The sequence below is a fragment of the Niallia oryzisoli genome (assembly GCF_036670025.1).
Taxonomy (GTDB): domain Bacteria; phylum Bacillota; class Bacilli; order Bacillales; family Cytobacillaceae; genus Bacillus_BD; species Bacillus_BD oryzisoli.
Genome location: NZ_CP137640.1, coordinates 3892032 through 3916111, shown reverse-complemented (window position 1 = coordinate 3916111; position 24080 = coordinate 3892032). Strand labels below are relative to the sequence as shown.

The 24080-nt window shown below is 41.3% G+C and carries 19 protein-coding genes; 8 read left to right on the top strand and 11 right to left on the bottom strand.

What is annotated here, in order from left to right; genetic code table 11:
• Nucleotides 1–21: 21 nt before the first annotated feature.
• From R4Z09_RS19685 to R4Z09_RS19675, 3 genes are all read right to left on the bottom strand, one after another.
• Entirely contained in the window at nt 22–1962 is a 1941-nt protein-coding gene (locus R4Z09_RS19685; RefSeq protein ID WP_338448435.1) for a TOMM precursor leader peptide-binding protein, read from the bottom strand.
• Nucleotides 1962–3905, bottom strand: coding sequence for a putative thiazole-containing bacteriocin maturation protein (locus R4Z09_RS19680; protein ID WP_338448434.1), 1944 nt, complete (start codon nt 3903–3905; stop codon nt 1962–1964). Before R4Z09_RS19680 ends, R4Z09_RS19685 begins: the two co-directional genes overlap by 1 nt.
• A 154-nt stretch (nt 3906–4059) precedes the next feature.
• On the bottom strand, nt 4060–4347 hold the full coding sequence (locus tag R4Z09_RS19675) for a heterocycloanthracin/sonorensin family bacteriocin (RefSeq protein ID WP_422392201.1): 288 nt from the start codon (nt 4345–4347) through the stop codon (nt 4060–4062).
• Nucleotides 4348–4662: 315 nt separating this feature from the next.
• Here R4Z09_RS19675 and R4Z09_RS19670 point away from each other — a divergent pair, with 315 nt between their 5' ends.
• From R4Z09_RS19670 to R4Z09_RS19660, 3 genes are all read left to right on the top strand, one after another.
• Nucleotides 4663–6345, top strand: a complete 1683-nt coding sequence (locus R4Z09_RS19670; RefSeq protein WP_338448433.1) for a GMC family oxidoreductase — start codon at nt 4663–4665, stop codon at nt 6343–6345.
• A gap of 149 nt (nt 6346–6494) precedes the next feature.
• Nucleotides 6495–9119: a phosphoenolpyruvate synthase gene (gene ppsA / locus R4Z09_RS19665; RefSeq protein WP_338448432.1), complete on the top strand. Its 2625-nt coding sequence runs from the start codon at nt 6495–6497 to the stop codon at nt 9117–9119.
• Nucleotides 9120–9226: 107 nt separating this feature from the next.
• Complete coding sequence (locus tag R4Z09_RS19660; RefSeq protein WP_338448431.1) at nt 9227–10933, top strand: hydroxysqualene dehydroxylase; 1707 nt, start codon at nt 9227–9229, stop codon at nt 10931–10933.
• A gap of 710 nt (nt 10934–11643) precedes the next feature.
• Here R4Z09_RS19660 and R4Z09_RS19655 read toward each other — a convergent pair.
• The 3 genes from R4Z09_RS19655 to R4Z09_RS19645 form a co-directional block, all read right to left on the bottom strand.
• On the bottom strand, nt 11644–12966 hold the full coding sequence (locus R4Z09_RS19655) for an IS110 family transposase (RefSeq protein ID WP_338448430.1): 1323 nt from the start codon (nt 12964–12966) through the stop codon (nt 11644–11646).
• Between the two features lie 290 nt (nt 12967–13256).
• Entirely contained in the window at nt 13257–13592 is a 336-nt protein-coding gene (locus R4Z09_RS19650; protein ID WP_338448429.1) for a L,D-transpeptidase, read from the bottom strand.
• Nucleotides 13593–13785: 193 nt separating this feature from the next.
• Complete coding sequence (locus R4Z09_RS19645) at nt 13786–14121, bottom strand: YrdB family protein (RefSeq protein ID WP_338448428.1); 336 nt, start codon at nt 14119–14121, stop codon at nt 13786–13788.
• A 724-nt stretch (nt 14122–14845) separates the two neighbouring features.
• Between R4Z09_RS19645 and R4Z09_RS19640 the strand changes: the two genes are divergently transcribed.
• Nucleotides 14846–15346: a DoxX family protein gene (locus R4Z09_RS19640; protein WP_338453311.1), complete on the top strand. Its 501-nt coding sequence runs from the start codon at nt 14846–14848 to the stop codon at nt 15344–15346.
• 104 nt (nt 15347–15450) lie between these two features.
• Here R4Z09_RS19640 and gerQ read toward each other — a convergent pair whose 3' ends face one another.
• Together gerQ and R4Z09_RS19630 are read right to left on the bottom strand one after the other, a co-directional pair.
• A complete protein-coding gene (gene gerQ, locus R4Z09_RS19635) occupies nt 15451–15918 on the bottom strand; it encodes a spore coat protein GerQ (protein ID WP_338448427.1) in 468 nt (155 codons plus the stop codon).
• A 23-nt stretch (nt 15919–15941) separates the two neighbouring features.
• The gene (locus R4Z09_RS19630; RefSeq protein ID WP_338453310.1) at nt 15942–16361 is read right to left on the bottom strand and encodes a cell wall hydrolase; all 420 of its coding nucleotides are present in this window, start codon (nt 16359–16361) and stop codon (nt 15942–15944) included.
• 393 nt (nt 16362–16754) lie between these two features.
• Here R4Z09_RS19630 and R4Z09_RS19625 point away from each other — a divergent pair, with 393 nt between their 5' ends.
• Nucleotides 16755–17381 carry a spore coat protein gene (locus R4Z09_RS19625; protein WP_338448426.1) on the top strand — a complete coding sequence of 209 codons (627 nt, stop codon included), beginning with the start codon at nt 16755–16757 and terminating at the stop codon, nt 17379–17381.
• A gap of 170 nt (nt 17382–17551) precedes the next feature.
• Here R4Z09_RS19625 and R4Z09_RS19620 read toward each other — a convergent pair whose 3' ends face one another.
• Nucleotides 17552–18652 carry a lactonase family protein gene (locus R4Z09_RS19620; protein ID WP_338448425.1) on the bottom strand — a complete coding sequence of 367 codons (1101 nt, stop codon included), beginning with the start codon at nt 18650–18652 and terminating at the stop codon, nt 17552–17554.
• A gap of 235 nt (nt 18653–18887) precedes the next feature.
• Between R4Z09_RS19620 and R4Z09_RS19615 the strand changes: the two genes are divergently transcribed.
• The 3 genes from R4Z09_RS19615 to R4Z09_RS19605 all read left to right on the top strand — a co-directional run bounded on the left by R4Z09_RS19615 (nt 18888) and on the right by R4Z09_RS19605 (nt 22883).
• Nucleotides 18888–19937 carry a hypothetical protein gene (locus R4Z09_RS19615; protein ID WP_338448424.1) on the top strand — a complete coding sequence of 350 codons (1050 nt, stop codon included), beginning with the start codon at nt 18888–18890 and terminating at the stop codon, nt 19935–19937.
• A 231-nt stretch (nt 19938–20168) separates the two neighbouring features.
• Complete coding sequence (locus R4Z09_RS19610; protein ID WP_338453309.1) at nt 20169–21377, top strand: M20/M25/M40 family metallo-hydrolase; 1209 nt, start codon at nt 20169–20171, stop codon at nt 21375–21377.
• A 531-nt stretch (nt 21378–21908) separates the two neighbouring features.
• Nucleotides 21909–22883 carry an alpha/beta hydrolase gene (locus R4Z09_RS19605; RefSeq protein ID WP_338448423.1) on the top strand — a complete coding sequence of 325 codons (975 nt, stop codon included), beginning with the start codon at nt 21909–21911 and terminating at the stop codon, nt 22881–22883.
• A 299-nt stretch (nt 22884–23182) separates the two neighbouring features.
• On the opposite strand, the gene R4Z09_RS19600 is transcribed toward R4Z09_RS19605, so the two are convergent.
• Together R4Z09_RS19600 and R4Z09_RS19595 are read right to left on the bottom strand one after the other, a co-directional pair.
• Nucleotides 23183–23593 carry a DUF3021 domain-containing protein gene (locus tag R4Z09_RS19600; protein ID WP_338448422.1) on the bottom strand — a complete coding sequence of 137 codons (411 nt, stop codon included), beginning with the start codon at nt 23591–23593 and terminating at the stop codon, nt 23183–23185.
• A complete protein-coding gene (locus R4Z09_RS19595) occupies nt 23590–24048 on the bottom strand; it encodes a LytTR family DNA-binding domain-containing protein (RefSeq protein ID WP_338448421.1) in 459 nt (152 codons plus the stop codon). Before R4Z09_RS19595 ends, R4Z09_RS19600 begins: the two co-directional genes overlap by 4 nt.
• Between the last annotated feature and the right edge of the window lie 32 nt (nt 24049–24080).

Below are 24080 nucleotides of genomic sequence, written 5' to 3'. Positions count from 1 at the left end.
TTATCCCCTCCTGCTTTTTCATTATGGGAATGGATGAGGATAAGGATTAAGCTGTTCATAGGATAACGGCTGCTTCATAAAACCAAGCTTCATTGGTACGTCAAGCACTCTCTCCAGCCCATTCACACGGGTAAGGTGATGCCCAAATGTCATCGGCAGCATACCTGGAATTAATACCTTTACACAGAATAATCCATTCCGTTTCGTTATAGGTGTTGACTGATCGACGACAATGACCTCAAGGTTTAAGTCCCGGAATGTCTGAAGAATTTCTTGAAGGTCATCTTTTAAGTCTGTATTTTTCGGTGCTGGCTTAAATTCCTCAGCAAACGTTCGTAAAGGAAGATTCTCATCTAATAAAAAACTCAGCCTTTCCTCTGCTTCACGCAGACCGTACAGCATGCCGTGGTCTTCCATCGTACGTACGGCGAATGAATCCTCCAGCATTTTTTCATATTTCTGTCGGTTTTCCTCCAATTTTTGGTCATCTCGAAACATCATTCCTGCAAGCTCATATATGGTACTTTTTACAGCCCCCACAGGGTCAAGGCTGGCTCCGGCTGCACAAATGAGGTTTACACCCGTTGATTTTCTGTTTTTTGCCACTGCCCAAACACTTGGAATCCCATGCTCCATCGTTGAATTGTAAAAATGAAGGTCATATCCTGCTACCTCTTGAATACGATCGACCATTAGCTGTAACTCTTTATCGTTAGCGGAACGAAGATCAAGACGGGGAAGGGGAAGTCTGGCATACCAGGTTAGTAAGAATGAATCCCGCTCGACGACCTCCATGATGCCATGGAAAATGGCTTCCTCCATGCTTCCTCCTAATGCACATCCGTTGGAGGTTTCGTAAACAATACCCTCTCTATAGCCTAAACTGTAATAGGCGAGTAACTCGGGAATGAGAATCGGACGTTCTTGTAAAAACGAATACCCCCAGACCCAATTCATTGGCTCATAAGGATGAAACGGCTTAAATGGAAAATGTGGCTTAGCATACTGATCCTTTTCATGTAAACCTACTCTTGTAGGATTTAGTGCATGATTCTTTAAGTGATCATAACTATCACGAACAATCTTCCTTTTACCTCGAGGCTCAATCCCGCAATATCGCTCCAAGCCTTCCAAAATGGCAGTTAGCTCACTCATCTCATAAGAATGAGACCTTCCTGCCACACCCTCATCACCTTCAAACAATGGCATGTTCATCAGAACATCTGCAAATGGCAGCCTTACATCCTGCATTTTCCCATTCATGACCCCGGTACGATAATCGAGATAATCTTTGACCAGCACCGCTTTTAATTCATCAATTGATCGGCACCGATAACCACTGCCATTCATTTTTGGACTAGATTCTAATTTAATTTGAGCTAATTCTGCTGTATCAACGGGTAATGCGCTGCAATTTGGACACAAAGGATCGGGTAAGAAAAGGTGAGAAGAGTTCGTTAATGTTCTCAGATTCGTAATGAACACTCTTTCTTCTAATAGGCTGGGCCCTGATTTTAGAACCCTTTGAACTTCGTTACCTATCAAAGCTGCCAAATACGATAGTCCTGTTCGTGATGCCCATGCATCTTGCCGTTCACTTTCTTCTGATGCCATTCTCATCTGAAAATCCCACATTTTTTGGCGATCAGGTCCAGCAATCATACGCCGGAAGTCGGCACAACGAGAACAGCCGGGTGTATGAGGACGTACGAATGGACCAATGATTCCTTCTCCAAACGAAACGAAGCCACGGAGCCACGGGATACCACCAGTCCTGAATTTTTCCTCCGCTTCCTGATGTGCCGATGGATACCAAGAGTCATGAAGGACAAGTGCTAATTCTGTTTCCTCGGGAACCTGTTCTAATTCGCTTTGACGCTCAACAAGATGGTGTCTAGATAATTGATCATAGACAAAATCCGCTAATAAACCATGTCCGGTAATTAAAATTTGGGCAGCCATTAGGATTCCCCCTCTCGAACCTGAACACCAAACACTCCTGTCAGCTCTTGTTTTAGAAAAGGTTCGAACGTAAGATCATACACGAAAAGATGTTTGTTGTTTCGGTTTAAGATCTGAATGGAAGAGTCTAATAGCTCCCATTTTGTTAATTCTGCACAAGAGGGGATGTCTAGCTTCAATGGCTCTTGTTCCGAAAACACAGCTGACTCTGCTTTCGTATCTGTTTCATAAAACCCATTTTGAGCATCCAAAAGTGCCCTTTGCAAGGCATTTTCTAATGCCAATGTGATATTTAGACCTGCGCTAGTGTGCCAAGTGCCATTCGACCAGACTGATAGGACAGGGAAGCCGACTAGATTCTCATGTAAGCCGATAGCTGGTGCACTGCCATTCAAGGTAGTTAGAGCCTGTAAATAAAATCTGCACCGCTGCTCTTCTATGGCTCCCAACTGGATAATGAAAATGGGATTCTGTTGATCTGCCTTTCTTTTTCTCCATTCTTCATCCAGGTATTCCTGCAGCCCTCGACAAACAGCCTCTGCGATTGTTTCTCCAGCACCTACTCCAAAAAATCCCTCTGATAGGTTCGCATTAGCTTGATTCTTCTGGTTTTTGAAGTCCTTGAACATTTGTGAAGCATACATTTCAATTCCCTTGAGCCCAGCCTCTCTTTTTGCCTCTTTATGTGTAAGTCCAGAACAGAGAATCTCTGGGAGAAGGTCTGCGGGTCCCTCTGATATTGGATTCACAGCCTGAACATAGCACTGAGAGAGGGGAAGCTGTTTCAAGTTTCGTTCCTCCCAGGTATGGAAAATCCCTGTTTCTTCTGAGGTTAATAAATTGAAATAATCCAAGCTATGCCGTTCGTTTCCACTCTGTTCTTGCTTCAGTCTTACATCAAGATCTTTCACCAGTTTAGGTGAAAATCTTTTATTTGAAACCAATGGATGTGTGATGAAGGAAATCCAGCCTCCTTCCAGCGTTTCAAGATCAAGTTGGTAAATCTTATTACTCTGACTTGAACCAGCAATTCCTACCACTTTCTTGAAGAATTCGAATACGGTCACATTAGCCAGAATCGATCCAGCTGTCGAAGAATAAGCTTGCGGCTCCCGATCTTTTTGTAATGATGATTGATGGAGCCTGCGCCATGCTGACTCCCAGCAGGCCTCGGATTCCGGTTGAACCAACGGACCAGCAAGACCTACCTGGTCTAAATAGATGGCGGGGAGAAATAACTTCCTTTGATCTTTACAAAGACTATTTAGTTCTTTTAGTTCTTTTACATTTCCATCCTGAGAGACATACAGAATCCAATCATATGGATGCAAAACATGCTGCCAAAAGCCTCTCTTTGCTCCTTTTTCAAATGGAACCTGCAATACCTCCACCTTGGAGTCCGATTTGCTGGCATTCTGTAACAGTTCTATGATCCGTAATCGATTGGTTGGTACTGAATCGGTTACCATGAAATGGAATTTAGGAAGTCCTGATTCGATTAGGGCAGACACCAATGAAACGAGAAAGGGTCCAGAGCCAATAGCCAGAACTTTAGCTTGACGATATTCTTGAAAACGGTACGCACCAGAATCTGTAAAATTCTCAATGAATTCAATTTGTGAAGCATACTTTTCCAGCACTCTTGCTTCTAATTGGTGCTGCCGATCGAGGCTCACATCCCGAACAAAGCCATTCTTGTACAATGTTTCTCCAATTTCATATACCCTGTTCCGATAAGGGGGTGTTAATCCCTTTGTCAATTCTGCTAACGATTGTTCCCCATTGAACATAGGGATTAGTTTTTCAATCCACTGATAGATGGTAGTGCCTTCCATTTGGAATGAGCTTACGTTATTTCTAAAGTAGACACCTCCTTGTGGATCAGGCAGATAAAATGTATCTCTTTTCACCTTGAGACGAGAGGTTGATTTTAGTTTCGTCATTCCGCTCCCACCTTTAATTAAATCGGTCTTAAGTATGCACTATTCATTTTATGTGGAATTATTTGTCCAATATGTATAGCGAAAAAAGAAGTGCCCCAGCAGCAGATCATGCCAGGGCACTACCTTTTCATTACACAACCATATTTTTATAGAATTACCAGCCACCCCAACAGTTGGAACAGCTAAAACAGCTAAAACAGCTAAAACAATTAAAACAACTAAAACAACGGAACCCTCCACAATTAAAGCCGCCGCAACGGAAACCTCCACAGTGATGGAAACCTCCGCAGCGGTGGAAACCTCCGCACATCATGCCACCGCAACGCATTCCCATACCCATGCCAAATATGCGCTCATCTACACCCTGATCCATAGATATTAATTCACCAGTTTGGTAATGATCCATCCCTAACATTTGTAGTTCATTTTGAAAATTTTGCATTTTTGTCCTCCTCATTGAATTTAATTATGATAAATATTTGACAAGAGACTTCAACGATGTTGATTTGTGTTTTCTGTTAAGGAAATCATAAACCATCCGATACGCCGTCCTCTCATCAACAAATTATGTTTTCTTTAGGTCGTTGTTACTGTTTTAAGAGCCTATTTCACGTGATAGAGATCATAAAAGTACTTCATTGCTGCGCGGAATGTGATGGGGACAAGTGCACAAATGTGTACAAAATCATATATATATTGAGGGTATTAGAATTCAAAGATTTAGAAAAGAAAACAAGTATTTGAGAGGAGTATACGTGTGTCAAAAAAATATACTTTTGATTATATCGTGATTGGGGCTGGAACGGCTGGAGGGGTAATTGCGAAAGAATTATCTGATGACAAAAGGACTTCTGTACTGGTCCTTGAACCAGGAACAAATATGGTTGAAGAGTTAAGTAACCCTTCTGGTGCAGTAGCTGGTATTTTAGCCACGGATAACAGGCATTCATTCAATATTATGACAAATGCAGAACCCAATATTGGTAATCAGCAGCTTCGAGTATCAAGTGGCAGAGCGATAGGGGGAAGCTCAGAGCATAATGCGATGTATGCCGTACGGGGAAGCAGTGAGATTTATGATGAGTGGGCACGTCTCGTTGGACACCAATGGAGTTACGACCATGTTAGCTCTTTATTCATTAAGAATGAAACTTACACAGGAAGGACACAAGAACCGGAAGAACGAGGAAGAAAAGGTCCCATTTTTGTAAGACAACAAACTATTCCTATGGATGGGCTTACCGTAACCTTAGCTAGAGCAACATCAGATGTCTTAAGGATTCCTATTGTTGAAGACTATAATACAGGGATAAGGGATTGCACATTCTACAAATCACAGTTTTTAAATGAAGAGGTAAATGGACAATTGTTTCGTTCATCTACTGCAACAGGGTACCTAAATAAAAATATTGTGACACAAGGGAATGAATTTAACCCCTATGAAGTTGGTGTCGGCAGAAGAAAGTTAATCATTTTAGCAAAAACAACCGTAAATAAAATTCTATTTAAAGAGGCTGGAAGGTATCAGGTTGCAGTGGGCGTTAAATTTGTAAGAAACGGTAAATCAAAAATTGCTTATGCCAAAAAAGGGATCATCCTTTGTGCAGGTAATTTTTCCTCTGTTATTTTACAGCGTTCTGGAATAGGGAGCTTTGATGATCTGGCTAGAGCAGGCATTGAAACATTAATTGACAATCCAAATGTAGGGCATAATTTTCAATCTCATTTTACGGTTGGGCTGGGTGTAGAAGTAGAAACAAATCGAATTTTAGAGCTCATGTCCGCTGACCCGAGTAATCCATTTCCACTGGGTGCTTTTAAAGGAGAAGGCAGACAAGGGGGACGCCGTCTGCAATTATATGGCTCTGCAACCCCTTCGTTTGTTCCAACTTCAGAGGTATTGGAAAATCATTGGGGGTTTGATCGTGCAAAACAGAGCAATATCATGAGCATTGGGATTTTTGACCTTAACCCTTCAAGCAGAGGGACGATCACGGCTGCTCATAGCGATCCTGAGGCCTATCCTACCATTGACCTTAATCCACTGGGGGATCCTGATGACATGGATTTCATGGTGGAACAGTATATGGAAACTTACCGCATTATGAAAAGAGCCCGTGAACTCGATCCTGAGGGTATCTACAAGGTTGTCTACCCGCCGGAAAATGTCTTTAAAATAAAGAATAAAGAAGAACAGCGTAAACAATTAGAAGGGTATGTCAGAGCTTCTTATCGTAATCTCGCTCACTTTGGAGGTCAATGCAGGATGGCCAGAAGTATGCGAAACGGAGTCACAGATGGATTTTTGAATGTCTTTGGTACCAGAAATCTGAAAGTGGCTGATCTTTCCATTTCCCCTATATTGCCAGATGGCAATACTTCTATGCCATCCCAAATGATTGGGTTAAATGCGGTTCAATTTATTCGTGATGAAAAATAAGTCCGAACTTGTACTACGATAACTTGTTCAGCAGTCTCTAACTATCCCTGCGACCCATTTTGGGTCGCGGTGCCTGTCCGCCCCGACCCTTTTGATAATACTTTCCATAAAATAATGGAAGGTATTATTTTTTTGGGAAGGGGTCTGGGATGAAGAAATATGTGTTGGGTTTTAACGAGATTGACGATTCAAAGCTTACGGCTGTTGGGGGCAAAGGGCTGAACCTGGGGGAGCTGTCGAGGATTGAGTGGGTTCAAGTACCAGATGGCTTTTGCATTACTACAGAAGCTTATAAAAAAATCATCGGTGATAATAAAGAGTTCAGCGATCTCCTCGATCAACTCAGGCAGATAAGGGTAGATGATAGGGGAGAAATCAGTGTGGTGAGCGGAAAGCTTCGCAGCCTGATCGAAAAAGCGGAAATACCCCTGGCTATCGAAACGGAGATCGTTCGGTATTTATCAGAGTTTGGCGAGGAGCAGGCATACGCGGTTCGTTCGAGTGCTACAGCAGAAGATTTGCCGCTTGCTTCCTTTGCAGGCCAGCAGGATTCGTTTTTGAATATTAGAGGTCAGGAGGAAATTCTTCGACATGTCCGCAAGTGCTGGGCCTCCTTGTTTACAGATAGAGCAGTGATCTACCGCATTCAGAATGGATTCGACCATCATAATGTCTATTTGTCTGTCGTGATCCAAAGGATGATTTTTCCACAAGCATCAGGGATTTTGTTTACGGCCGATCCGGTTACTTCCAACAGGAAGATCGTATCCATTGATGCCAGCTTTGGACTTGGCGAAGCACTCGTCTCCGGTTTAGTGAGTGCAGATAACTTCAAGGTTCGGAATGGAACCATTGTGGAAAAGACGATCTCTGCCAAGAAACTAGCCATTCATGCATTGGAAGAAGGGGGTATAGAAGAAAAAGAAATCGAGTGGGACCAACAAAATCAGCAAACCCTGACAGATTCGGAGATTTTACAGTTAGAACAAGTGGGAAGAAAAATTGAGGCTTATTTTTCCTGCCCGCAGGACATCGAATGGTGCCTTTCTGAAGGAACGTTCTATATCGTTCAAAGCCGTCCCATCACAACCTTATTCCCCATCCCAGAGAGAAGCGATGGGCTGAATAGGGTTTATTTGTCATTTGGTCATCTGCAGATGATGACAGATGCCATAAGACCATTGGGGTTGTCCTTTTTAGAGTATATAACAGAACCATTTCCATTTCATAAAGCGGGTGGAAGACTGTTTTTAGAGGTTACTTACGACCTGGCCTCATCCTATGGCCGAAGGATTCTGCTTTCTGCAATAGGATCGCACGACTCTCTCATGAAGAATGCCATACAAAGCCTAATGAGGAGAAAAGATTTCATGCATGCATTGCCGCGGGGAAAAAGAGTATTCAGCTTCGGTGCTGGAGGGCTATTCTGGACACTCCCCATGCAGGTGATCAATCTCTACCGAAAAAACGACCCTTCTGTTCTTCAGGATCTCATCGCGTTAAACGAGGCATCCTTAACGGACCTGCAGAAACGGATGGCAGAACTATCGGGTGATGAACTGTTTACATTCATTAAAGAAGACATTAAGAAATTAATAGAACTTCTATACGATCCTCGCGGCTTAGGAGCCATAGTTGTTGGGGCCTTAGCGTGGGAATGGATTAATAAAAAAATCGAAAGCTGGCTGGGGGAAAAGAACGTGGCCGACACACTATCGCAATCGGTGCCAAATAACGTTACATCTGAAATGGGATTTGCCCTCATGGAATTATCGGATATTGTTCGCCCCTATTCTGAGGTAATTGAAGTACTTCAGCATACCAATGATGAGACCTTTTTCGAGGACATGGCAAAACTCGAAGACGGACATAGACTCATCGATGCTTTCAGAGGGTATCTTGAAAAATACGGAATGCGCTGTACCGGAGAGATTGATATTACAAGGACGCGTTGGAGGGAAGAGCCAGCCGCACTCATCCCGATGATCCTCAGCCTTATTAAGAATGTTGAACCTTATTCAAGCAAAATCAAATTTGAGCAAGGCAGGAGGGAGGCAGATCAGAAGGAGCAGGAGCTTCTGAAACGCTTGGAGCAATTGCCCGGCGGAAAACGAAAAGCAAAAAAGACAAAGAAGATGATCAGTGTTTTACGAAATTACGTCGGTTATCGGGAGTATCCGAAGTATGCTTTCATTCGCCGTTTTGACATATACAAGCAGGCGCTGATGAGGGAGGCCGCTCTCCTTGTTCAAAAGGGGGTCATCCGAGAAAAAGAAGACATCTACTATTTATCCTTTGATGAGCTCCGTGAAACGGTTCGAACGAACCATTTGGATGATAGGATGATTCTCGAGAGAAAAGCGGTTTATGAAGTCTATGAGAAGCTGGCCCCGCCGCGGGTGATGACGTCAGAGGGCGAGGTGATATTAGGTGAATATCACTCCGGCCATATCCCTCAAGGTGCCTTGGCAGGAATCCCTGTATCATCCGGCATCATTGAGGGCCGCGCACGTGTTATGTTAAAAATGGAGGACATTGATTTAGCGGATGGGGATATCCTCGTAACCACCTTTACCGATCCCAGCTGGACCCCGCTGTTTGTATCTGTCAAAGGCTTAGTGACCGAAGTAGGCGGGCAGATGACACACGGTTCCGTCATTGCGCGCGAATACGGTCTTCCGGCAGTAGTAGGGGTGGAAAATGCCACGAAGTTAATAAAGGACGGACAGAGAATCCGGGTGAACGGTACGGAAGGGTATATCGAACTGCTTTGATTAAAAGTACCTTCCACGTTTGAATGACTTGTTTCTGAATCTCAATCACCCCTAAAGTCTGATGCATATAATGGATTAATCTATCCACTATGTGAGGAAGTGAGTCCATGAAGAAAGTGGCCATCTTAGGAGGCGGCGTTGCAGGCCTTAGTGCTGCACATGAACTGATTGAAAGAGGATTTGATGTAGCGGTATATGAAAGCCAAACGATTCCCGGTGGTAAAGCCCGGTCGATTCCTGTTCCGCATTCAGGTAAGGGAGGCAGGAAGAATCTCCCCGGTGAACACGGGTTCCGCTGCTTTCCCGGTTTTTACCGCCATATCATGGATACGATGAAACGAATCCCTTATGACCAAGAAGAAAGCGTGTATGATCAATTAGTTACGGCTCGGGAGATGGGTCTGGCCCGTTTTGATCATGAGCTGGTTGCTATCTCCACTTCCATTCCGAAATCCATGACCGGTATCAAAAAGAACCTGAAAGCTTTGTTCGATTCCGATTGGGGACTTTCGGAGAAAGAAGTGGTTTTTTTCACGGAGCGGGTTTGGCAGGTGATGACGAGCTGCAGGGAACGCATCATGGATGAATATGAAAGGATTAGCTGGTGGGATTATCTGGATGGAGATAACCAATCAAAGAATTTCCATGAAGTGTTTGCTTCCATTTCCCGGTCATTAGTCGCAGCGAAATCAACCGAAGCAAGCGCCAAGACCTTTGGTACGGTTCTTTCCCAACTCCTTCTAGGGATCATAACGCCGACGAATGATTCGGACCGTGTCCTGAACGGACCGACGAATGAGGTATGGATTGAACCATGGCTCAGCTATTTAAAAGAAAAAGGAATGCTCTATCATACCAATACAGCTGTATGTGGCTTTCAGCTTAAAGAAGGCAGCATATCAGGCGTCAAGATCCATCAGGATGGAGAAGACGTGTTGGTCAAGGCAGATTTTTACTTAAGTACTCTCCCCGTGGAAGCAATGGCCCCATTGGTCTCCTCTGATATGCTTCGGGTCGACCCGACACTGCTAGGATTAAAGCAGCTAGCCAATGATGTAGATTGGATGAACGGAATCCAGTTCTTTATGAAACGGGATATACCCATTGTCAACGGTCATCTGATCATTATGGATTCTCCATGGGCGATTACGGCCATTTCACAAAAGCAATTTTGGAGCGGGAAGGATCTCCAGCAGTATGGGGACGGAAAGGTTAAGGGCATTATTTCCGTTGATATATCCGAATGGAACAAACCGGGCATTTTGCTTGGAAAAAAGGCAATTGAATGCACCAGAGAAGAAATTAAAGAGGAAGTATGGTCACAGCTGAAAAAAGCCTTAAATCACGAAAAGGTATTGCTTCGGGATGAGGATGTTCACTCTTGGTTTTTGGATCCGGACATCGACTTCAATGATTCTGGCAAAATGATCAATAGAGAGCCATTACTAATCAATAAAGTGTTTGCGTGGAGCTTGCGGCCTTATGCTTTTACAAGGATTCCTAATTTCTTCCTGGCATCCGATTATGTACGTACAAACACGGATCTGGCGTCGATGGAAGCAGCAAATGAGGCAGCCCGCCGAGCAGTCAATAGTATACTGGATGCGGCTGGTTCAAAAAAACGTAAGTGCAAAATATGGGACATGTACCAGTTTGACCTTTTAACCCCATGGCACATTCACGATTGGGTGCGCTACAGGAAAGGGCTTCCCTGGGATGGAGAATCCTCTTTCGGTTCAAGGATGATCTATTTACTTCTTTATGCAGGTAAATATGCTTGGGGAAAGTTACAACAGTTCAAGTGGTTTTCGTAGACTTAGGGTCGGGGGGACAGGCACCGCGACCCGGTTACCAAGTTACTGACCATTCGACTCGGGAAAGGTACCAGTGTGAGACAACTGAAAAAGTTGTGTGATTAATCGTACATTCTACTGAATATAGTAAATGCGCGAGGCATTTGTTCTTAATGTAGGTTTAGCGTCTTCCTTTTCTGTAGCTTATAACTTTTATAGACTACCACCGGAGCAAAATCATTCTTCTTTTTTCAGTAGCCTATCACCCATATAAGCTACCTAAGCAAGGCCTTTTTTCTTTTTCAGTAGTCTATCACCCAGAAATTAAGGATAGGAAATAGTATTTTGGTATACTAAATCGAAATTAAGGTGCCAGCGTATAATGGTAAATAAGTCAATAGGGTTAATTTAAGTAAAAAGGCCAATCTTAAGCAGAACCCCCATTTTCCATTTTTAGGAAGGTTCAACTATCACAGGACATTATATAGGGCTCCTCTAGAACGTGAAAGGATCTTGCGTTGTATTTCGTCCTAAATTTGATACCACCTAGCAAATGTAAACTCTAATTTTCACGTATTATTTGTATTTGCAGGACAAGATCCATAACGCTGGCACGCGAGGTCAAGAGCCTCAGGCACAAAAAAACAATGTGATCTAACGTCCTAGAGGAGCCCCATTTTAATCAAAAGGAATACTTAAAGAAAAGTCTTAATTTCTGTTAAACTTTTATATCAAGCTGATAGACATTGTGTTGAAGAGACGTGTAATTCATAGAATTTTTTTAGGTTAGCTGATCGTAGCTTTTTACTTAGTTCATTTAATAATACGTAATTCTCCTGGTCTGTACGGTATAGGGTCTTCTTTCGAATCATTGAAAAGGCTAAACGAATCATCCGGTTTCCTAGGGCAACATATGCTTGACGATAGTGTTTACCGCGTTCCTTTAAGGCCAAATATTTCTGTTTCATTTCAGGGTTATTAACTGCTAGGGATTTACCTACCTGGTAGGTGATGTTTCGAAATGTTCGCCTTCCCTGTTTAGAAATACAGTGGTAAGAAGGCTTCTTTCCTCCCGATTGTTTTACAATCGGATTTGTCCCTGCCAATTTAATTAATTGCCCTGCATGTTCGAAATCAGAGATATCCCCCATTTCAGCATATAATTCGGCACCTGTTACCACGCCAATACCAGAAACGCTTAGAATGACAGCACCCTCCATCTCAACAAATAAATCTTCAATCTTACGCTCTAGTGCGTTGATTTGATTATTTAATAGCACAAACCGGTCTAGTTTTTGAGATAAAAGATAGATGTCACCCTCCAATAGCTCTTTTGATTGTGATATAGAATGTTGTGCAAATTCAATTAAAATCTGTATCGTCTTATCCCTTAATTTAAGGTTCTCTCGAATCGAAAGGTCTCGTAATCCTTTCTCTCCAAGTGTCAGAATGTCACTGGGATGCGGATAGAATCTCATAAGATAAAGAGGTGCTTTACCAGTTAATATGCTAAATGGTTTTACATGTGTACGTTTTCCATTTAACCAAATGCTTTTTCCCTGAAATTCTCTGAAAATATGGTCCATATGCATACATATCAAATTTTGCGTAGCTGTTCGTTCGTTAACTAACTCACGACGAGCACGTGTAAGCTTTTGTAAGGTGAGAACATTACCAGAGGCTAATTCATTTGATGTTCCCCGACCATGAATCATCGATTGAACGATTGCCATTAGATCGAGATTATCTGTTTTAGACCAATTTAAAAGGGCTTGTCTTTCCTGGGCGGTAGTCGCTGCATTCAAAGTTCTAACATGATAGCCATCTAAATGACATCTTCTAACTAAGTCCTCATAATAATGCCCTGTGGTTTCAATTCCCACCACAACCTCTTTAAGTTTGTATCTCTCCTTTTCAGTCTGAATAATCTTCTTAAGATACTCGAAACCTGTCATGGATGCATCAAACTCAAATGGTTTTACTAAAATATCCCCATAAAATGTACAAATCAGTGCTTTCTGGGTAAACCTCGCCGCATTGATCGCCACTAACATTAGATTCTCTGTTCCCGTCTCCCTTAGAAACTCTGCCCATCGGCTTCCTTTTTTACCTGTATATGGTTAAATAGTGAATATGCCATCGTTTTCAACTCCTTGGGTGGGGGTAGTAATATTGGAAGTTCTGTGATAGGTACTTCCATGTTACAATGAAAACGGTGGCCTTTTTTCTTATATCTGACCTATTTACTATACTAGGCACTATCCAATTTTTAGATAGTACCTGGCACCTTAATTTCTTTAAGACTTTGAACCACTATGCAGGAAAGGAATAAAATTGAGCAAGGTCATTTATGAATAGCAACCCTAGTACCAATTGGAACTCTTGATGATAATTCTAAAACATCATGATTAAACATTCGAATACATCCGTGGGAGACGTTCTTCCCGATTGAAGCAGGATTATTTGTTCCGTGTATCCCGTAATGAGGTTTTGACAATCCCATCCAAAGCACCCCAAATGGTCCGCCTGGATTACGTTGTTTGTTGATAATTGTAAACGTCCCAGAAGGTGAGGGTGACAATATTTTTCCAACTGCAATGGGATAAGTTTTTATCAGTCTGTTTCCATCAAAAAGCTTTAATTGATGTTTTGATGTAGATACGTCAATCCATCTTACCATGAAGATCAACTCCGCTTTTTAAATATTTTATGATGTTAATAAACTGTAGGTACTAGGGACAACTTGAAAAAAATACGAGACAAGGTGCCAGGTATCCCCATTTTCTAGGGGATCCTGGCACCTTAATACTTTTGCGGGTAATTTCTTTGTGATAACGATAACGGATTGCACGAAGCATAAACAAACCCTCTTATTATTGTTTCCAGATGAACATGAAAGTTCGATTCAATACCACACAAAATCCATAAATCCATGCTAGCTGAGGTTTCCCTGCTGCATATAGGGCAAGGGCAGGTATGCCAAATATGATTAATTCGAGGAGTAAATGGAATGGCAAGGATAATTTGACTGCCGCTTTAGGTGAACCAAATGCTCCCCATATCACTGCTAGTATGACAGGTGCGCCAATACCTAGAAAAAACTTTGCTACTATTCCTTTTCCAGTAATAAACCCCCAATATCCAAGTGATGCTAGGGCGCACAATTCTATTAGAAATCTTATTACTAAATTAATATTTTTAAGTATCACCGTTAAAAACCTCCTGGGAGTGGGGTAAACTGGACAGTTCGAGACCGCTGAAAAAGTTACTTCGTTAGCGATTATAGACAGGTACTGCATGATATCATTTGATGATGACCGAAATCAATTGTGATAAGTGTGATAGGCTACTGAACAAGGAAACAAGGTCTTGCTCCGGTAGCCAATAAGGGTGATAAGCTAACGAAAAACGAAGTCGAATACCCTTCATTATGAAGAACATAAGCTCCGCGTATTTACTATATTTAGTAGAAAATGTACGTTTTATCCTTACAAACAAGTACTTTTCCGTAACTCGAACAGTTCAATTACCCTAAAGGGAATATGGATTGGATGCTGGGCAAATGTTATTCTGTCCCTTAAATTACGAGTTTTTTCTAGGGTTATTTTTTAACAAAAACCTGTCAGTATAAAGACCATAAAGTTCTGAAAATATGATACTAACATTGTATGATATATCAATCGTGTTATTAATTGGACATAAACCTTATTATTTAATGACCGTGTTGAACACCATTACTATCAAAAATGGATCGAGGTGCCTGTCCCTCAGACCCTTAGGAGAAAATTAGGTAAAAATCAATAGATAAAACTAGAGTTCATAAAATTGTCAGAGAAAAATATCGAATATGTGAAAAGAGTAACAATCTTGCCCTTAATTCGAGATAATATAGTACAATCTATTTGTAAGGTATTTAACATAAAAGGAGTGGTAATTATGGTAAAATGGTTAAGAGAAAGTCATATCTCTTCTATTATACTTACTATATTTAGATTGTACTTAGGATATACATTTTTGACTCACGGATGGGAAAAAATCAGCGGTGGATTTGATGCTTCAGGCTTCCTGCAAGGGGTAGTAAAGAATCCTGGTGTTGAAAGCTGGTGGGCATCCTTCCTAGGTGGAGTGGCCATTCCAAATGTCGAACTATTTAACGTGTTAGTTCCATGGGGTGAATTTTTAGTCGGACTTGGATTAATCCTAGGCTGCTTAACAACAGCTGCTGCATTCTTTGGAGTGGTCATGAACTTTTCTTTTCTATTCTCAGGCGTAGCCAATCCGAATGCACTCATGGCATTACTAGGCATATTTCTTCTTGTGGCTGGTACAAATGCAGGGAAAATCGGTCTAGATCGTTGGGTATTATCTAATATCCGTCACTTTATGAACAAGAAAACAAACAATGTTGGTGGTAAAGTTTCCACAGAACATTAATTGAAAAAGCCTTTATTCCTTGAGTTCAAAAGGAATAAAGGCTTTTCGGTTTTTGTTGTAGAAACCAAATAAGAAAGTAGGTGGATTTTTAGTGATCTACAAACTCACTCCGATGTTGTCAGGGTCGCCTGGACTTCTGGATTAATTTCCTTGTAAGGATAGTTAATTTGTTCGTCGAATTCTACCCAGTCAAGGTTTGCCATCATCAGCAGGAAGCGTTTTCCGCTGGACGGGTCGCTGATGATGATGTGATCACGCCCAGCCGTTTCTACACGCCCGCGGTAAACCATTGCATTCCATTTGTTATTTCCTTGGTAAGTAAAGTAGAATGTACCGATCTTACCTTTGTTGAAACGTAGAATATTTTCGATAAATGATTCTTCCACCGCGCCTCCCGGAAATTGCTGTCCAGTTCCCAGCGGCATCACTGGAATGGAAAACGCGGGTCCAGAATGCTGCATAGTGGCAGGGGTGCCGCCAGATTGTTGTGGGTCACTGGTTCGCACCGTGGAAGGTTGATAAACACCAGAATAATAATTCATTGGATAATAATTAGAGTATCCATAAGTCATGACAAGATTAGCTCCTTTTTATTTCATCTATAAAACTCTTTGCAATAACCAGGGACAGCGACATAAAAGCAATGACTCTTATGCGCAAAATCGAACTTCGTCATAGGGGATCTTGGCATCGTGGGCGTACAAGGAGCTCGAAACTTTTTCCCTGGACTGGGGTTAAAAAACCACAGATTCATTCTGGCCCGAGGTTCCCTATGACCATGCAACAGATTCCTAGCTCTCTGGAGGTCAGCTTCTCTGGGACGTTGTGTATACAATGTTCCATTTAAGACAGGCTCGAAGTGGGGAATTCCAGTTCCAGGTATGGTTTGATAGATCGCATGTCTGATATTGCGCAACCCTCTGAAGTCGGGAGCACAGTCAGCTTCGACCCGATTGGCCACAACCGATCCCACCATATTCATTCCTTGGACTCCTTCACCGACCGCCTCGGCCATCATAAGCCTCGCTAACTCCTCCACATCACGTGAAGTATGTTTAATTCGTCTACCCATTTTCTTACTCCCTTCGGCTTATACAAGTAATTTATTGCCGAAAGAGCATTTTGGTAACTTGCCTATCAGCCCAACTTAAAAGCATATTTAATTTTCTTATTTTTGAAAAATGATGTGGAGTTGAACGGTGTTCATCTTGAATTACGTTGGTGTTGTCAAAAACGGAGTAATTTACAATTCAACCAGTAGTTTTTTTAGTTCTTATAGGAATTTTGCTGTGAACCAGTATTGCCGATTCATTACTTCAATCAATCTTCACATTATTACAGAATATTTTCGGTCTATTTTCATTATCATAAGATATGTTGTTGAAAATCACACGTTGGAGGGTTTGAGATGCAATTTGCCGCACACGAATTATTTGATTTGAATGAATTAACAATGAGCTGTGTAAACTCAATTACGAACATGGGATATATGCTGCATCATGTTCAAGATCCTGATTTTAAAAAGATTCTTGAAAGACACTTTCCGCTTCATGTAAGAGACTATAATATGAAGGTGGAATTTTTAAATAAAACGCAAGGGGCTAAAAAGGAGCTGCCTTTGTTGAAGGAGGACAGGCAGATTACAGATGCAGCCTTACAAATGGCACCGCCTGCACCAGCTGTTCAGCCAAGAACGATTGTGGAAAATATGACCGATCGTGAAATGGCGACAGCTTATCTATTAACGTTAAAAAGAGCTGGCCGCGAGTATGCCTGGGCTGCGATGGAGATGGTCAATCCAGAAATCCGTTCCTTCTGCCAAACCGCTTTTATGATGAGCTGCTCTCACGCATATGATACGTGGCAGTACATGGCATCCAAAGGCTATTACCCAGTTGAACAAGCCCAGCCAGCAGATATCGCAAAAATTGGAGCGATGTATCAGGTTGTTCCAGAAAACCAACCGCAAATCCAACAATACATGGCCAACTACCAAAACCCAACAGCCGGAAACAGCGGTCAGCTTTATCAATAGGGAGCAGGAAGCATCACAGTGCAACGGGAAGCAACAAGGTGCCAGGTACCATCCATTTTTTGGACGTACCTGGCACCTTCTCTGTTATAAAAACAACCGCTAATATATTGGCGGTTGTTTTTAGCAACTACTGTATTTTTCTATTCGACACAGTATGTTGTATAACAGAATCAAAGTACAGCTAAACCTTGCGACCCAGAGTAAGGAACTTTAGTCCAGGCAGCAACCTGCAATCTTAATAGCCTGCCGTCATCCTGGATATTAAATACTGATACTGTACCTTGATTTCCGTTAAGGGTGTAAAAATACCGTCCATCTTTACTCACTCCAACATCCATTGGAAGACCTGGTGCTGTACCTTTCGGTGTACTGGTCATATGCCTTACCACCGAAAGTTCTCCGTTTGGATCAATTTGGTAGGTGGAGATGGTGCCGCTCAAGGTGTTAGTCGTATAGGCAAAGCGTTCATCCTTTGTTGTGACAACCCAACAAGCAGTTTCATAACCGCTTGGTATGGAACCGCTTATCACATGAAGCGTACCGTCGTTGCTCAAAGAATAGGAAGACACCGCGTTTGAAACAGCTTCTGTAACTAATAGGATTCCAGAGGAAAGAAAATAAGCGCCCAATGGTCCTTGACCGTAAGAATCATTAACAATCGGTTCCCTAACCGTACCATTTTTATTTAGTTGGAATACACTAAGATGGTTTGATGTTAGTTCGGTGACAAGGATTTTATTGCCATCTGGAGTAAATAGAACTTGCGCCGGTTGAGCATTATTAGTGCTAAGAGAATGGGTAGATCCTGGAATTTGTGTGAGGCGTCCGTGTGCATCAATGAGAAAACCAGTGATATTGGAGGAGTATTGATTAGCGGCATTCCCTACATTGGATACATAGAGAAGGTTACCAAACACACCAATGCTATTAGGCTGAGCTCCTCCTGATGGCTTCACATCAACGAGAACAGGTGCTCCGCTGTTGTTGATGATGAAACTGCTGATGCTATTGCTTCCTGCGTTCACCGTAAACAGAAAGCGTCCGTTACGTGACAAAGTAAGGGAGCCTTGTGAGGCAAGTGGATCCACACCGTCGTTAGCTGTTGCACTCGAGACTTCTTTTGTACCGGTACCTCTGCCATAAGTGGGATAGGAACCCACAAAGGTAAGCATTCCATTCATGTCCCTGTAAAAGGCAATGATATGGTTCATTCTTTCATTATTGGTCATCATGTACACCATACTCGCACGCGCACGAAAATAATTGTTCATTTTATGACTATCCCCCTCTCATCATTTTATATGGCTCTTTTGTCTTTTAAATTCTCAAATTGGAAGTAAATTGGTTTGCAAAATGAGAGATGGACTAACATCCACTTATTCCGCTAACCGGATCATAACTTTTAGTGCATTTAATCACAAAGTTTAATAATCAATCTAGACCTTCAGTTATAGTTATTTATAATGTTTAATGATAGTAGTAGTTAAAAAAGAAAGCAGGGATCACATGCTGCTGCTAGACAAAACCATCGAAGAACTCCTTGATCTCGAAGAGGAGCTGATCGAGGCAAAGGAAAATGAAAAAGATAATTCATTAGTTGAATTGATCAGATTGTACGAAGAACTCTTCAGGAAAATCTCCGCTGATCGAAAGAGTGAGTATACCTCAAGCCTGGACCAGATTAAAAAGACGTTAGTGGCTTATCTAGTGCGCTACGGATCCTATTTAAAAACTCAATATCAAAAGGATGATCACAGTGCTGCAAGTACACTGAAAAAAGCAATAATGTATCAAAAAGAGCTGCCGCTCGCATATTATCGTCATGGCTTCCTAAGCTATAAACAAAGGGATTACCTCAAAGCCATTACCCATTTTCAACTTGCTATCGACTACCAAGAGAAATGCAGTCAGACGGTATATCTGTTAAACCAGCAGCAGTTGTATAACGCGCAACTCTACAAATCAAACAGTGCTCTTTACATTGCAGATACAGCTAATGCTTACTTAAAGGAAATAGAGTCTGAAGAATTGAGCGCGAAGGCTCCTTCCTATGAACAGTCACCGCTGTTTCAACTAATCAGTCAAAACGAAGCCTTCCTCCATGCTCATGCATTTACAGTGGTTTCGGCAGGTGAATCAAGACTGTGTTCGAAGGAAGAATGTGAAAACATCATTGTGGAGAATCTGCTGCCAGATACCTTCATTCTGTATTTCTCAGACGGGGAACATTCCTTATACTTCAATCGAAAAAATGTCCGTTTAAGCATCAATCATGCAGAAATCTTGCGTTTCTTTTTCCTTCATACAACTGAACAGTCACCGGCAACAAAATATCATTTTGAGAGGATATTTTCAGAAAACCAGCGAGGGAAGGGAGAAATCCCAACGAATACCTATATACAAAATGTCAGACGAATACAAAAGAAGATAGAGAGTTTATCTGGAACGCATCCGGTCATTACCAATAAACGCTATCAAGGGCAAACTGGGTATTATTACAACCAAACGATTCCATATACCATCATTCATCGAAGTGACCACAGCTTCACGCTCTAGCGATGACAGGTCTGTCATCATCCCTATGCAATAATGAATGCAGAAAGAAGAAAGGGATGATGATGAATGAAAAACTGGAATCAATTTATTGGTACGAAGCTGTTGGTTAATCAAAAAAACGGAAGAGAATGTTTTCGACTGTCGTCATGAAACAGAGAAAACATGCAATTTTTACTAGAGAGTTTAGACCAGATAAACGTGCCCTATAAGTGGGATGAGAAAACATTGGTCATGCAACGTGACCCCATTTCCGAAGCCGAGTGGCTGCAAACCATTGATTTCAAACAAAGAGGACATGGCGGCTTCCTATGGTTCGAACCTGGTCAGGAGGAGCCAATAGTGAAAGAGCTGGATACGTATATCTGCGGAATGGTCCGACAGCTGAACCGACTAGGCTATTATACAAACGGCTCCTGTGACGGTCATGGCAGAAGAAGGGCTTATGTGATGATTGTAAAAAATGAAAAGGACATCAATCAGCTGGTCCAAATGCTGAAAGCCTTTGGAATGAAGCGGGTGCATATTCGCGAAACCGCTCAAGGCTATTCAAACCCGTTCCAAATGAAGCAAACTGAACTTCTTGATTTGGCTGAAAAAATGAGTCTGGTTGAAGAAGCGTGGCTAACACGAGGTTACGAATATATCAAAGAGCAATTATTTTATCATCTGTTAGATCAGCTGCTGTCCATTCCCGGGGCGAGCGGCAATGAAGCTAGAGTCAGAGAGTTTGTAAAAGAAAAGTTAACACCGATAGTAGACTATATCACAGTCGACCGTAACAGAAATCTATTAGCAGAAAAAAACTACCGATCCGGGCATGGTCCAACGATTATGTTGAATGCCCATCTGGATACGGTGAAAGAAATGGTATCGAATCGGACGATTATAAAAGATAACGGCATCTGGTCAAGCAGCAAGGGCATACTTGGTGCGGATGACAGAGCGGGAGTAGCAGCTATCCTTCATATAGCCGAAACGTTGTCTCAAACGTCTTTTTCTGGCAAGGTGAAATTCATTTTTACCGTAAAAGAAGAAATTGGTCTTGTCGGTGCACGTAATGTGGATGAATACTTCCTATGGGGAACGGACGCAGCCATTGTCGTTGAACGGCGCGGTACTGGGGATATCGCCACATCCTGCGGCGGCTACATTCCATTTTGTGAGGAGCCATATGGCCGATTTATTGAAGAGGTTGCAAAATCGCAAGGGCTGGTTGGCTGGCAATGTACCGCTGGCGGCAGTAGTGATACGAGGATTTGGGCAGAGCATGGAATTCAAAGTGTGAATCTTTCAGCTGGTTATAACAATGAGCATACGGAAGATGAGTGTTTGAATGTTCGGGCTTGTTACCGGACTGTGCGATTGATTCAGGCTTTCTTTGAGAAAGGGAATGAGCTGCGGCGGGTGCTGAATGGGGAAAGGAGAGAGCGGGTTTCATAATCATGCAAGGGTTCTTACTTGGAAGAGAATGGGGCAATGAAATTTCATTCCTCACTATTACTCCAGCATCTGCGACAGACCATGCTGAAATGCTATTGTAATTAAAGGGCCAGGTACTAGCCATTTTTTGGGGGGACTTGGCCCCTTTATGTTAATCTTCTATCCAATTGTCAAAATGGTCAACACAAACCTGTTTAATATTAAATCTTCATGAAGGTGAATGATGGGAATGACCCTACATAAGGTTTAGCTGTGCTTATTGTATGAACGGACAGGTTTACGAAAGAAGGAATTCCTTTAATTTCCATAGAATATATACACTTTAATGAAGAATGACCTACTATTTTAGAAAGAATTTTTCTTGCACTAGATATTTTGTAATATACGCATTAGTCTTACTGCCAAAAAGTAACAGATCAAAGAAAATAACGTTAAATATCCCAAAAGAACTTGCTATAAGACTCAAAATTTGTAAATATATTTAGATTTTCATAGATAGTAAAATTGAGAAAAGAAAGGGGGAAAAACCATTTGTTTAGAAGAACAACTCCTAAAATTGAAGGTATAAACCCTGTATCTGAGTTGAGAAAAATCAAAATTGGTGGAGTGGAGCAATGGCTGTTGATTCGAGGTGAAAATATAAACAATCCTTTATTGTTATTGGTTCATGGAGGTCCTGGTGCCGCACAAATTGGCTTTAATAGAGACTATCAACAAGACTTAGAAAAACATTTTATTGTTGTTAATTGGGATCAAAGGGGTGCTGGTTTATCCTATTCCAAAAAAGTCCCGGTAGAAACCATGAATATCAAACAATTCTTACATGACTTGATTGATGTAACCGTATATTTAAAAGAAGAGTTTCAAAAAGAAAAAATAATTTTGGTTGGGCATTCATGGGGCAGCCTTCTCGGTATGTTAGCAATACATAACTATTCGGAGCACTATATTCATTATTTTGGTGTTTCCCAGGTGGTAAGTATGAGTATAGCGGAAGCTTTATCATACGACCTCTTGGTGGAGAGGGCAATCGAACGAAACCATGAAGAGGCAGTTAAAAAGCTAAAGGAAATAGGAAAACCTCCTTGGGACCATTTAAAATCTGACAGGATTCATCAAAAATACACAGAAGAATTGGGCGGAGGAATTTCCCATGATGGGAAGTTGATAAAGGACTTTGTAAAAAAGTTAATCAAAAGTAAAGAATATACGCTATTCGACCTGGCAAGGCAAGTGAAAGGTCAATTATTTAGCATGAAAACGATGATTACTGAACTCAGAGAATTTGATTTAAACAATGAGGTACAGTTGGTCCATGTTCCAGTTACAATGATCATGGGACGACATGATTTAACGGTCCCTCACCAACCCACACTGGAGTTTTTTGAAAAACTCCAGTCGCCAAATAAAGAATGGGTATTTTTTGAACAATCTGCTCATTCCCCTAACTACGAGGAACTTGAGAAATTTACGCAAAAAATTATTGAAACAATTAATTCTTCATAATTGTGAGGAATTATGAAGAAAGGTTTTTAATGTAAAGTAAATATCCGTTAACGGGTGCCTAAACGAAAGGAGCTGTCCAAAAAGTCAGTGATTGCTAATGAATGGACAGCCTTTTTTGCTTTTTGACAATGACATCCTTATTTGTTTTATTGTTTTGCGGAATAAGAGAACAGGAAGCTTAGCTGCCTGGTTTCAAAAAAGATAAAAGATTGTTAGTATAAAATATTAGAATCTCCATTGGGAAGGATCTTGTGGACAGGATATCTCACTAAGAAACAAAAACGTCCTTATGGCATTTCTTATAGTTTCTTTAAATCATCATTTAATTTCCGGGCTTGATTCTTGAAGTAAAGGTAAAAGGCAAACCAAAAGATTGTAAAAACGAAGATGGAGATTAAGAGTGTTAACAAAATACTTTTAATCGTAAATGGAATCCATCCGATTGTAATGGCCACGATAAAGTATAGGATCATGATGGTAAAAAAATGGAAAAGGGTCTGTTGATAAAGTTTTAAATTTCTGTTTTCATAGTACATAGAGCTAACCGTAAAAAACCAGCCACAAAGAATGGAACCTATGGAATTCTTAACAAATAGGCTCCCATCTAACATTTCGAAACCTCCGAAAAGGATTAATACATTGCTGTAAACCACCGTAATGAAGCCGCCAAAGAACATACCGATGAAACTACGAAGTATTAATGTCTTCATTCTGTTTTCCTCCTATTAAGTTTTAAAGCATTTTTAATCACAGGGACATAGGTACGAGACACATATTCTTTCTTACCAGATTTAAAATAAACGCAGAGTGTACCATTAAATGAAGCTTCAAAACGGCTCAATTCATGTAAATTGGCAATAACTGATTTTGAAATGCGGATAAATTTAGTAGAAGGCAGCAGGGCCTCAAGCTCATATAACTTTTCTTTTAAAATAAACGATTCCGCCCCTGTTACGGCAACAACATGTTCTTTTTCTGTATGAAAATAGTGAATATCTACGGGCTTAAGAATATGTTGCATTTCACCTTTTTTGGCAATCAGGAATTGTTGCTCCCTGCCGTGAATGAAGTCTATTAGTTCCTGAATATGATCATCTAACTCAGGACCTTCAATGGTAATCTTCGTTTCTTGAAATGCATTATCTATATTTAGGAATAGTTTCAATCTTCAGACACCTCTTTTCATCTAAAAGTATA